The organism is Pseudomonas turukhanskensis (assembly GCF_027922365.1).
Classification (GTDB): domain Bacteria; phylum Pseudomonadota; class Gammaproteobacteria; order Pseudomonadales; family Pseudomonadaceae; genus Aquipseudomonas; species Aquipseudomonas turukhanskensis.
In genome coordinates, this window is the sequence record NZ_BSFN01000004.1 from 20,922 (window position 1) to 32,663 (window position 11,742).

An 11,742-nucleotide genomic window follows, 5' to 3' on the forward strand; every position below is an offset into this window, starting at 1 on the left:
TGAGAATAAAAACAAAAGGTGGTTTGCATGAAACAGATGAACAAGAAGGGCGGCGTGCGCGCCCGTAACCTGGCGCTGGTGGCCTGCGCCGAACTGGCGTTGATTCACGCGGGCAGTGCTCATGCGGTGAGCATCGACTTGCCCAACCCGGACTACCGCCTGCGTTGGGACAATACCGTGCGCTACAACCTCGGCATGCGCACGGAAGGTCAGGACGACCGCATCATGAACAACCCCAACTACGACGAGTCGGACGGCAAGTTCGACAAGGGCGATATCGTCACCAACCGCGTCGATATCCTCACCGAGTTGGATTTCGCCTACCGCAAGGAGTGGGGCGCGCGTCTGAGCGCGTCCGGCTGGTATGACCAGGCGTACCACGACAACGACGTAAAAAGTAATGTCGCCGGCTACCAGACCAGCTACGAGAACGACCGCTACAGCTCGGAAACCAAGCGGTACGCCGAAGGCCCGTCGGGGGAGATTCTCGATGCCTTCCTGTGGAAAAACGTCCGTCTGGGCGACACCACGGTCAACGTTAAAGCCGGCCGCCACACCAACTATTGGGGCGAGGGATTGCTGTTCGGCGCCCACGCCATTTCCTACTCGCAAGCCCCTTTGGACGGCGCCAAGGCGGTCACCAGCCCGGGCATCGAAACCAAGGAAGTGTTTTTGCCCATTGGGCAGATTTCCGCCAAGTCGCAGGTGACTGAAAACCTCAGCCTGGCCGGGCAGTATTTCTATGAGTGGGACTACACGCGCATTCCTTATGGCGGCACCTACTTCGGCGCGGCAGACCCGTTTTTTGAAGGCCCGGATCGCCTGCCGGTGGCCCCGGGTTTCTCCTTTAAACGCGAAGACTCCAAGTTCGGCCGCGACAGCGGCAACTGGGGCGTGATGGCCAAGTACGACGTGCAAGCGCTGCAATCCACGTTTGGTGCCTACTACCGCCAGTTCGACGACTATCAACCCTGGCTGGCGCCGCAGGTGTCGGCGGCCACCGGCAGCTACCGCCTGGTGTACCCACGTAACGTCAAGTTGATCGGCCTGAGCGTGTCCACCGTGCTCGACACCGTGTCGGTGGGCAGCGAGATCTCCTACCGCAAAGGCGGTGCCTTGAACGCCGTGGGCGTAGATGAGGCCGACGACGAAGGCCCTCGCGGCAACAGCTACCACTTCGTAGCCAACGCCGTGTACGGCGTGCCGCGCAACTTTATCGCCCCTAACGCCACTCTGGTGGCCGAGTTCGCCTATAGCCACCTGGACAAAGTCACCGACCACAAAGAACTGTACTTGGGCGACAACACCGCCAACTGCGTGGACCCACGCAAAGGCACGCCAGGCTCCGGCAATGAAGACGACGGCTGCTCCACCCGCAACTACGCCGCCATTGCAGTCAACTACACCCCGCAATACCTGTCGGTATTTCCCTCCTGGGACCTCACCGTGCCGCTCACCGTCAACTATGGCCTCGACGGAAACGCCGCCACCGCCGGCGGTGGCAATGAAGGCGCGCTCACTTGGTCGGCCGGGGTGAACTTCACGTACGCCCAGCGCTACGAGTTCGGCCTGCGCTATGCCGACAGCGATGCCCAGTCGAAAAACCTGCCGGGCAACAACATCGGCGGTAACGGCGCCGTGGGCGGCACCGACCGTGGCTGGCTGGCCTTCACCTTTAAAACCTCCATCTAACAACGCCAAAAAAAGCGGAGAACACCTTATGAAAGGACAACTTGCACTGGCCATCGCGCTGCTGGGCTTTGCCACTTGCAGCCTGGGCGCGGCACCGGCCGACCAAGTGGCACAGATCGGCAAAACCCTGACGCCGTTTGGCGCGATCATCGCCGGCAATGCCGACGGCAGCATTCCGGCCTATGAAGGCGGCCTGCGCACGATTCCCGCCGGCTTCAAACCGGACAGCGGCTTTTGGGTAGACCCGTTCAAAGATGAAAAACCGCTGTTTCGCATCACCTCGAAAAACATGGAGCAGTACGCCGACCGCTTAAGTGGCGGGCAAAAACTGCTGCTGAGCAAGTTCCCCGAGTACTACCTGGACATCTACCCCAGCCACCGCACGGCGGCGTACCCACAGGAATTGCTGGACGCCACCACCCGCAACGCCACCACGTGCCACACCATCAAGGACAACTTGGCGGTCGACCCCGTGTGCCGAGGCGGCATTCCGTTTCCGCTGCCGCAAAACGGCAACGAAGTGATCTGGAACCAGCAGCTGCGCTACAAGAGCCCGGGCTACACCACCACCTCGTCGTCCAACAGCTGGGTGGTGGACTCGCGCGGCACGGTCACCAAAACCGCCGAATCGGCCACCTTCGAAGAAGCGCCGTACTACCAGATTAAACAGGCCGACCGCGACCCGCAGCTGTACTACCGCGCTTGGGCACTGGACAGCTACCCGGCCCGCAGCGCCGGGCAGTTGGTGATTCTTGCCGACTACCTGGACCCCACCGTGCAACCGCGCCGCGCCTGGAGCTACACCCCCGGCATGCGCCGCATCAAGCTGGCCCCCGAGTTCGCCTACGACACCCCGGTGCCAAACCAGGGCGGCGTGAACCTATTTGATGAACTGCAAATGTTCTCCGGCAGCCAAGACCGCTTTGACTACAAGCTGGTGGGTCGTAAGGAAATGTACATCCCGTACAACGCCTACAAGTTCTACTTCACCTGCGGCCAGCAAGAGCAGTTCACCCCACACCACGCCAACCCCGCGTGCGAGCGTTGGGAGCTGCACCGCGTGTGGGTGGTGGAAGCCACGCTGAAACCGGGCAAACGCCACGTCTACAGCAAACGCACCTACTACCTCGACGAAGACACCTGGGGCGCCGGCCTTTACGACGCCTGGGACCAAGGCGGCACCCTGTACCGCGCACTGTTTCTGAGCGGTGTGCAGCTGTACGACAAAACGCTGCCATACACCGTGAAGAACGTGAGTTACGACTTCAACAAAGGAATTTGGTCGCTGCTCAACGATGGCTTAAAGGGCGGCTACATCGTGCATGACACGCCCAAGTCTGAGCGGGATATGAAGCCTGAATCGATTGTGGCGGAAGAGACGCAACGCTGATTAACACCGATTGACCATGCATTTTGCGGCCCCTTGAGGGCCGTTTTTTTTGAAGAGCCCCTCACCCCCAGCCCCTCTCCCGCGAGCGGGAGAGGGGAGCTTGAGCGGCGCTCGGCGAGAGATCGAAGTTTGCGGCTCACCCCATTCCAGTCCCCTCTCCCCGTTGGGGGAGAGGGCTAGGGTGAGGGGGTGGCAGTCACTGCATTTCAACAATTAAAATGAACACATATACAAAATGTGTTTATATTATTTCTGATCCATCTCACCGCTCACCGCACCGGCTAATTACAACAAGGAGAACGCCATGCTGATCGATATTCACGCCCATTTGCTGACTGAAGGCATGCTTAACCGTCACGAATTCTGGGGCCCTTTTATGAAGGTACAGGGCCTTACCGTGGGGCACTTTTCCCTCGGCACCAAACAACCGGCCAAGGCCGCCAACGACGCCGAAGCCCAGGCCAATATTCTCGCGCGCATGACCCACAAAGCCCGGCGCACGCTGATGGCGGAGCGGGGCGTCGACAAGTTGGTGATGTCTACGCCATCGCACTGCTTTATGTACTGGGCCGGCGACTTCGCCAATGAATACGCGCGCATTTGCAACGACGAGCTGTCCGCCTTCTGCCGCGCCGACCCGGACCACTTCGACTTCTGGGCCCACGCCAACCTGGCCGACCCGGAAAACGCCGCGGAAGAAATCGAACGCGCCGTCACCCAACTGGGGGCAAAAGGCGTGTGCGTCGGCGGAGCCAATTTCAATGGCCTGGAAGCCCACGACGAGCGCCTGTTTCCGGTCTGGGAAAAGCTCACCCAGCTTGATGTGCCGATCATGGTGCACGGCTTTAACCAGTCGATTTACTGGGGCGAACAGCACACCGACGACAAATTCGAAACCACCTCCATCGTCGGCGACTGCGTGGATGAAACGCTGTTCTTCTGGTACCTGATCTGCGGCGGCGCGCTCGACGTATTCCCCACCCTGAAAACCTATATCACCCACGCCGGCGGCATGGCGGTGTTCCAACTGGGCCGCCTGAGCGAACTGAACCGCGCCATGGCGCCGGACTCGCGTAATCAACGGCCGTTTATGGACTACATGCAGAACTTCTACTTCGACCTCGACGTGCATGCTCCTGGCCTGCGCCGGGGCGTGGCCGAAGTGGTCGGCGCCGAGCGGCTGCTGTACGGCACCAACTTCGGCGGCGCCTATGACCATGGCGACCTGACGGCGGGCATCGGTCTGTCCTCCGAAGACCGTGAGCGCATCCGCAGCGGTAACGCCATCGAGCTGCTGAAACTGAGCATGCCGGTAAGCGCCAAGCCGGTGCTCACGCCATGACCGACAGCCTGCTGGCCATGGCCGCAGGCCGGCCGTACCCGCAGCGCCAGGGCCAGTTGCCCCGGCAGCTGCGGGATATCACTGCTGCCTGGCTGACGCGGCTGTTGCAGCCGCGCTACCCGGGCATCGAGGTGCTGGCCCTGACCACCGTGGAAATCCGCAACGGCCATACCACCAAGTACCGCGCCAAGCTGGAGCTCAACGAGGTAGGGCGGCACGCCGGCATACCCGAGCACGTGTGCCTGAAATCGAACTGGTCCGAAGGGTTTGAAAGCGGCGATATCTGCGAGCTGGAGGCGCGCTTTTATCATCTGGCACGCAGCTGGAACGATGCGCCGTTGCCGGCCACGTACTTCACTGACTGGGACGCCGATGGCGGCGGCCGTGGTGTGGTGCTGATGGAAGACCTTGGCGTGGCCGAAGGGCGGTTCGGTCATAGCACCGACCACCTCGGCGTGGATGGTGTGGCGGCGGGGCTGGAGTCGCTGGCCACCCTGCACGCGGCGACCTGGGGCAACGCCCAGTTGCAGCGCCAGGCCTGGTTGCCGGTGTCGATGGACAACCCGGTAGACAGCAATGGCCTGCTGCGCATGTACAACTACATACGCGTAAACCTGCGTCGCCCCGAATATCAGCAACTGCTGCCGACATGGATGTACGAGACGCCAGAGCTGTTCAGTCACGCCTTTGACGAGCTGGCGGCATTCGAGCTGGAGCAAACCTCGCCCAGCTGTGTGATTCACGGCGACTCGCACCAGGGCAATAGCTTTTTGCGCGCCGATGGCCAACGAATCTGGTTGGATTGGCAATTGGCCCGCCGCGGTAGGCCGTGGCGCGACATCGCCTATTTTATGATTGGCGCCCTGACGGTGGAGGAGCGCCGGGCCGAGGCCCAGCGCCTGGTGCAGGTGTACCGCGAAAAACTGGTCAGCCTGGGTGCCGAAGGCGTGCTTGATCAGAACGCCGCCTGGGAGCAACTGCGCCGTTGGCCGGTGTGGGGCATGCAGACATGGATGTCGAACATGGACGATTGGGGGCAGGTTGGGCAGCCGATGGTGGAGCGCTTTTTTGCGGCGGCTGAAGACTTCGAAACCATCCCATTGCTAACGCGTGGCCGTACGCCCCGACGCAATCCAACGTTGGGCGAGGGCGCCCGGCCACTGACCGCTGCCTATCAGCACTTGCTGGAGAGATAGGCATGGTGGTGTTGAGTTTGAGCGGCGCGGACAACGTGCGCAGTTTAAAGGGCATGCCGACGGCAGATGGGCGACGCATCAATGGGCATCACATCGTCCGCTCGGATCAGTTGTACCGGCTGTCGTTCGAGGACTGGCACCGGTTGCAGCAACTGGGCGTCAAGACGGTGTGCGATCTGCGTAGCAGCGGGGAGCGGGAGCGTTATCCCAGCCGGTTGCCGGCCGACGATATGCAGCACTTGCACCTGGAAGTGACCGGCGACATGCGTGCCGACCCGCAGATCGCGGCCATGCTCGCCAATCACCCAGTGGCAGAGGGCGCGCGGCGAATGATGCTGGAAGTGTATCGGCGTTTGCCGGCGATGTTGGCGCCGCATCTGGCTAAATTGTTTGGCTTGTTTTCATCCGGCCGGGCGCCGGTGTTGATCCACTGCGCGGCGGGTAAAGACCGTACCGGCGTAGCGGTGGCGTTGCTGCTACATGCGCTGGGCGTAGCGCCGCAGCGGATCATGCTCGACTATTTGCTGTCCGCTCGCCGCTTTGGCGACCTGGATGGCGAGCGGCAGGAGGCGATGAGCAATGCGGTCAACCATATGGTGCGCCAGCCTGTCAGCGTGGCGGCGATAGACGCTGTGCTGGACGCGCGGCCGGAGTATCTGATGGCGGCGTATGCAGCGATTGATGCTGAGTTTGGCGGCATCGAAAGCTATCTTCGGCGATTTAGCGGGTTGGATGAAACAGGCGTTCATACCTTGCGCAATACGCTGCTCTCGTAGGGCGAATATCCGCTACGCGGATATCCGCCGCCTCCCCTCGACGGCGGCGCATCGGCGGATATCGCCGGAGGCGATATTCGCCCTACGGACCGCGTTTTTTCTGAGCCAAGCCGATTCCTAACAAAATCATCCCGCCGCCCACCGCGTGGTAAAGGTGCAACGTTTCCCCCAGCATCAAAATCGCCAGCACCGCCGTAAACAACGGCACCAGATTCATCAGCACCGCCGTCTTCTCCGGTCCCAACGTCTCCAGCCCGCGCATCCACAACCCGGGCGCCATGGCCGAGGCAAACAGCCCAGCAAACAGCACCAGGGGAATGTTCTTCGCCGTCAGGGCAATGTCTGGCGCCAGCAGAAACGGCGGCACCAGCAGCAGCGTGCCGAACACAATCTGCACATACAGGCATTCCCAGGTCGGCAGCGGAATCTGCCAGCGCTTTACCAGCACGCAATACAGCGCATACGACAAGGTCGCCAGCAGCATCAGCCACTCGCCACGGCCCACGCCGTGTTGCCACAGCGAAGGCAAATCACCAGCGGCCAACAGCCATGCCAAGCCAGCAAAGGAAATCAGCGCGCCGACCACAAATAGCCGGGTAGGGCGGGTGTGCAGTACCGGTATGGCCAGCGCCACTGTCAGCAGCGGCAGCGTCGCCAGAATCAGACCCATGGACGTCGCGCTGACCGTATGGGCAGCAAAGTAGGCCAGGGATTGATAGAGCGACATGCCCAGCAAGCCGAGCAGAAACAGCTTGGCTAGGTACGGGCGGATGGCCCGACGCAGGCGCCAGACCCTGGGTAGCAATACCGGCGACAGCACCAGTAAGGCGGTCAGCCAGCGATAGAACGAGATGGCGGCTGGGTCGATAACGCCCACCGACAGGCGATTGACCACGGTGCTCGCCGCCCAGATAAGGGTGGCAAGGATGGGGAAGAGCAGGTTCATAGGGATTCGCCCGGGGCGGAATCAAAAACATCGACGCTGATCTCGGCCTTATTGCGCCGCTTCATTACGCGCCTTGATTGTCGCCGCAAAGTCGCGCTTGAGCGTCGGGAAGTAAGCAATCTGCCCACCCATCCCGCCAGCGATGTCGATAGACGCCGCACTGATAAAGCTCGCGTACTCGCTGGACAGAAACAGCACCATGCCCGCCACGTCCTCCGGCTTGCCATAGCGCCCAATCGGGACCACCTTCATGACCATCTCATCGAACTCTTCGCGGCTCACCCCGGGCCCCATTTCCTTGTAATGGCGGTCCCACTGGCCGGTATCAATCCAGCCCATATTCAGGCTGTTGACCAGAATATTGTCCTTGGCCAGCGACATACCGAGCGAGCGGGAGAGGGCCACGCAGCTGGCGCGGTTTATCACCGAAGGAATGCCATCGGGCGTTGGCACCGTGCCGGCCAGGGCGTTGATCTCGATAATTCGTCCCCAGCGCTGCAAGCGCATGTGCGGAACGACGGCCTGAACAAAGCGGAAATGCCCCATTTGCAACACATTGGCGTGTTCAAGAATGGCTTCCGGAGTGAGGGTGTCGAGGTTGCCGCTGCGGCCTTGGCCAGCGTTATTGACCAAAATGTCCACGCCGCCCCAGGCCTCGACCACCTCCGCCACAAAGTGTTGAACACCTGCGGTGTCGGTTACGTCCACCACACGTGCCAGCACGGCCTGGGCGTTTTCCTGCAACTGCGCGGCAGCAGCGTCTACCGCTTCCTGACTGCGGGCGCAGATCGCCACGCGGGCGCCTTCCAGGGCGAAAGCGCGAGCTATGGCAAGGCCTATGCCCCGCGAGGCGCCGGTGACAATCACACGTTTGCCGCTTAAATCAATGTTCATTTCAGGCCAGCTCCTATTGTTCTTGTAGGCTCGGCAGGGGTACGCAGGCTGCCCCTCGGGTGGCTCATTTAAAGCGTAAAGTGCGCCGAGTGCAAAACATAATTGAACAGTTACCTATGTTGTGTGCAATATGCGTCGGAAGGTTTTTCCGGGTATTGCCAGCCAGGGAAGGTTTCAGAATGGCGAATCGAGATAGCATTCTGAATACAGAATCAAAATCTTTATATGGAATTATTATTTTTTCTCGGTTAATTTAATTTCAAGCCGCGAGGGCGTAACACCGCTTGGAGCACAAGCACTACCACCCGCGAAGGCTTAGGCGAGGTGCACAGCACCCGCACGTTACAGAGGTAGCAAGCGTTCACCCGACCTCACATAAACGACTGAAAATAAAAATAAAAGGTGGCTCGTATGAAAGACATGACCAAGCATGGTCGGCACATGTTCAGCCGCAGCGCCGTAGCGCTCGCGGTGCTCGGCAGCATGAGTTGCGCCCAGGCAATTTCGTTCGACCTAAGCAACCCCGACTACCGCCTGCGCTGGGACAACACCGTGCGTTACAACCTCGGTATGCGTATGGAAGGGCAGGACAAGCGCATCATGAACAACGCCACCAACGACGAGTCGGATGGCAAGTTCGATAAAGGCGATATTGTGACAAATCGTCTCGATGTGTTGAGCGAGATCGACTTCTCCTACCTCAACGAGTGGGGCGCACGCCTCAGCGCCGCCGGTTGGTACGACAACGCCTATGACGACACCACGGTGAAAAGCAACGTCGGCGGGCAGACCAGCTATGACCGCGCCCGTTACAGCGACGAAGTAGAGCGCTATGTAAACGGTCCGTCGGGTGAAATTCTCGATGCCTTTGTATGGAAAAACTTCCAGCTCGGCGAAACCCCGGTCAACGTCAAAATCGGTCGTCACACCAATTACTGGGGTGAGGGCCTGCTGTTTGGCGCCCACTCGGTTTCCTACTCGCAAGCGCCAAGTGACGGCGTAAAAGCCGCCACCAGCCCGGGTATCGAGACAAAAGAAGTGTTTCTGCCTATCGGCCAGGTTTCGGCCAAGGCGCAGGTGGGCGATCACCTGTCGATTGCCGGTCAGTATTTCTATGAATGGGATTACACCCGTATCCCGTACGGTGGCACCTACTTCGGCGCGGCCGACTTCCTGTTCGAGGGTCCGGACCAATTGCCCGCTGGTCCAGGTGCGCTCAAACGCTCGCCGTCCAAATACGGCCGCGACAACAATGCCAACTGGGGTGTGATGGCCAAGTACAACCTGGAGGAGATCGAATCGACCTTCGGCTTCTACTACCGCCAGTTCGATGACTACCAGCCTTGGCTGGCCCCTGAAATTCGCGCCACCAAAGGCGACTACCGCGTGGTGTACCCGCGTGGGGTGAAACTCGCCGGTATCAGCTTTGCCCGTGTGTTTGATTCGGTCGCCGTGGGCAGCGAACTGTCGTACCGCAAAAACGGTGCGTTGAACGCCACCGGCGTCAGTGCCGTGGATGACGAAGGTCCGCGCGGTGACACCATTCACTTTATCGCCAACGCCGTGTACGGCGTGCCGCGTAACTTTATTGCCAACAACGGAACGCTGGTTGGCGAGTTCGCTTATAGCCACCTGGACAAGGTCACCGAGCACGAAGAGCTGTTCAAGTACAAAGGCAACGCCGCCTGTACCGATGCGCGCACGCCGGGCATTGCCGGCTCTGGCGATGAGTCCGACGGTTGCTCCACCCGCGACTACTACGCGGTGGCGGTGAACTACACGCCGCAGTACCTGAATATCTTCCCGTCGTGGGATCTGGATGTACCGCTGACCATCAACTACGGCATTCACGGTAACGCTGCGACCGCCGGTGGCGGCAGTGAAGGCGCCATGGCCTGGTCCACCGGGGTGAAATTCACCTACCAGCAGCAGTACGAGTTCAGCCTGCGTTACGCTGACACCCGTGCCCAGTCGAAGAACCTGTCTGGTGACCGCGTAGGCGGTAACGGCGGCATCGGCAACACCGATCGCGGCTGGCTGGCCTTCACGTTCAAAACCTCCTTCTGAACAACTATAAAAACGGAGACCGTCTGAATGAAACGACAATTAGCCTTATCCGTTGCACTGCTTGGCTTTGCTAGCGTTAGCATGGCAGCAGTCAGCCCAGAGGAAGCCGCTCAGATCGGCAAAACCCTGACCGCCTTTGGCGCGATTCAGGCTGGCAACGCAGAAGGCACCATTCCGCCTTATGAAGGTGGCCTGACCAAAGCACCTGCCGACTTCAAACCGGAAAGCGGCTTTTGGGCCGACCCCTTCCGCGATGAAAAACCGCTGTTCCGTATTGACTCGAAAAACGTCGCGCAATACGCCGACAAGTTGAGCGAAGGGCAGAAAGAAGTCCTGAAGAAAAACCCGGACTACTACTTCGACATCTACCCAAGCCACCGCACCACGGCTTACCCGCAAGACGTGCTGGACGCCACCACTCGCAACGCTACCACCTGCAACACGCTGAAAGACGGCTTGGCAGTGGACGTGGCATGCCGTGGCGGCCTGCCATTCCCGATTCCAAAAACCGGCAACGAGGTGATTTGGAACCAGCAGCTGCGCTACAAAATCGGCCACGGGTATTCCACCACCAGCTCGTCCAATAGCTGGGTAATGGATGCCAACGGTCAGCGCACCAAAGCCGCTGAACAGGCCACGTTTGAAGAGCAGCCGTATTACCAAACGGCGCAAACCGACCGTGACCCCAACATGTATGCGCGCGTGTACTCGCTGAACAACTACCCGGCGCGTCGCTCTGGTGAAGTCACTGGCATCAACGACTACCTGGACCCGACGGAAAAACCACGTCGCGCGTTCAGCTATTCGCCCGGCCAACGCCGCGTGAAATTGGCGCCCGAGTTTTCCTTCGATACCCCGGTTCCAAGCCAGGGCGGCGTGACCCTGTTTGACGAACTGCAAATGTTCTCGGGCAGCCAGGACCGCTTCGATTACAAACTGGTTGGCCGTAAGGAAATGTTCATTCCTGCCAACGCCTACAAGTTCTATTTCGAGTGCAAGCAGGATGAGCAATTCCTCAAAAGCACCGCCAACCCGGCCTGCGAGCGGTGGGAACTGCACCGCGTGTGGGTGGTGGAAGCCACGCTAAAACCTGGCAAGCGCCACGTGTACAGCAAACGCACCTACTACCTTGACGAAGACAACTACGGTATCGGCCTGTACGACGCCTGGGACCAAGGTGGCACGCTGTATCGCAGCATCTTCCTGAGCGGTGTGCAGATCTACGACAAAACCCTGCCGTACAACGTGAAAAACGTTGTGTACGACTTCAACAAAGGCATGTGGGCATTGCTCAACGATGGCCTGAAGGGCGGCTACAAGTTTGTCGACAAACCACGCAGCGAACGGGACATGAACCCGGAAGCCATCGTGGCCCGCGAGACCCAGCGCTAAACCACGCGCCGCAGTAACCGCTGTTTCTGCCACGTCATCGCCTTTGC

Annotated in this window: 9 protein-coding genes; 7 read left to right on the forward strand and 2 right to left on the reverse strand. The window is 60.1% G+C overall.

Going from position 1 to position 11,742, the window contains the following annotated elements; genetic code table 11:
- The first annotated feature begins 27 nt into the window (after positions 1 to 27).
- The 5 genes from PKE98_RS08745 (at position 28) to PKE98_RS08765 (ending at position 6,396) form a co-directional block, all read left to right on the forward strand.
- Positions 28 to 1,692, forward strand: coding sequence for a DUF1302 domain-containing protein (locus tag PKE98_RS08745; RefSeq protein ID WP_271194896.1), 1,665 nt, complete (start codon positions 28 to 30; stop codon positions 1,690 to 1,692).
- A 28-nt stretch (positions 1,693 to 1,720) separates the two neighbouring features.
- On the forward strand, positions 1,721 to 3,082 hold the full coding sequence (locus PKE98_RS08750; protein ID WP_271194897.1) for a DUF1329 domain-containing protein: 1,362 nt from the start codon (positions 1,721 to 1,723) through the stop codon (positions 3,080 to 3,082).
- A gap of 304 nt (positions 3,083 to 3,386) precedes the next feature.
- On the forward strand, positions 3,387 to 4,424 hold the full coding sequence (locus PKE98_RS08755; RefSeq protein ID WP_271194898.1) for an amidohydrolase family protein: 1,038 nt from the start codon (positions 3,387 to 3,389) through the stop codon (positions 4,422 to 4,424).
- Positions 4,421 to 5,620, forward strand: a complete 1,200-nt coding sequence (locus PKE98_RS08760) for a phosphotransferase (protein ID WP_271194899.1) — start codon at positions 4,421 to 4,423, stop codon at positions 5,618 to 5,620. Before PKE98_RS08755 ends, PKE98_RS08760 begins: the two co-directional genes overlap by 4 nt.
- Before the next feature lie 2 nt (positions 5,621 to 5,622).
- A complete protein-coding gene (locus PKE98_RS08765; RefSeq protein ID WP_271194900.1) occupies positions 5,623 to 6,396 on the forward strand; it encodes a tyrosine-protein phosphatase in 774 nt (257 codons plus the stop codon).
- Between the two features lie 82 nt (positions 6,397 to 6,478).
- Here the strand turns inward: PKE98_RS08765 and PKE98_RS08770 are convergent, their stop codons facing one another.
- Both PKE98_RS08770 and PKE98_RS08775 read right to left on the reverse strand, forming a co-directional pair.
- Positions 6,479 to 7,342, reverse strand: a complete 864-nt coding sequence (locus PKE98_RS08770; RefSeq protein WP_271194901.1) for a DMT family transporter — start codon at positions 7,340 to 7,342, stop codon at positions 6,479 to 6,481.
- Positions 7,343 to 7,390: 48 nt separating this feature from the next.
- A complete protein-coding gene (locus tag PKE98_RS08775) occupies positions 7,391 to 8,236 on the reverse strand; it encodes an SDR family oxidoreductase (protein WP_271194902.1) in 846 nt (281 codons plus the stop codon).
- 411 nt (positions 8,237 to 8,647) lie between these two features.
- On the opposite strand from PKE98_RS08775, the gene PKE98_RS08780 reads away from it, so the two are divergent.
- Positions 8,648 to 10,303 (forward strand): DUF1302 domain-containing protein, encoded by a 1,656-nt coding sequence (locus PKE98_RS08780; protein WP_271194903.1) that lies wholly within the window; start codon positions 8,648 to 8,650, stop codon positions 10,301 to 10,303.
- Positions 10,304 to 10,330: 27 nt separating this feature from the next.
- Positions 10,331 to 11,695, forward strand: a complete 1,365-nt coding sequence (locus PKE98_RS08785; protein WP_271194904.1) for a DUF1329 domain-containing protein — start codon at positions 10,331 to 10,333, stop codon at positions 11,693 to 11,695.
- Positions 11,696 to 11,742: the final 47 nt, after the last annotated feature.

Bases quoted from the DNA above. Each gene is read 5' to 3' on its own strand.
- PKE98_RS08765 (WP_271194900.1), top strand. From the start codon at position 5,623: ATGGTGGTGTTGAGTTTGAGCGGCGCGGACAACGTGCGCAGTTTAAAG.
- PKE98_RS08770 (WP_271194901.1), bottom strand. From the start codon at position 7,342: ATGAACCTGCTCTTCCCCATCCTTGCCACCCTTATCTGGGCGGCGAGC.
- PKE98_RS08755 (WP_271194898.1), top strand. From the start codon at position 3,387: ATGCTGATCGATATTCACGCCCATTTGCTGACTGAAGGCATGCTTAAC.
- PKE98_RS08775 (WP_271194902.1), bottom strand. From the start codon at position 8,236: ATGAACATTGATTTAAGCGGCAAACGTGTGATTGTCACCGGCGCCTCG.
- PKE98_RS08780 (WP_271194903.1), top strand. From the start codon at position 8,648: ATGAAAGACATGACCAAGCATGGTCGGCACATGTTCAGCCGCAGCGCC.
- PKE98_RS08750 (WP_271194897.1), top strand. From the start codon at position 1,721: ATGAAAGGACAACTTGCACTGGCCATCGCGCTGCTGGGCTTTGCCACT.
- PKE98_RS08785 (WP_271194904.1), top strand. From the start codon at position 10,331: ATGAAACGACAATTAGCCTTATCCGTTGCACTGCTTGGCTTTGCTAGC.
- PKE98_RS08745 (WP_271194896.1), top strand. From the start codon at position 28: ATGAAACAGATGAACAAGAAGGGCGGCGTGCGCGCCCGTAACCTGGCG.
- PKE98_RS08760 (WP_271194899.1), top strand. From the start codon at position 4,421: ATGACCGACAGCCTGCTGGCCATGGCCGCAGGCCGGCCGTACCCGCAG.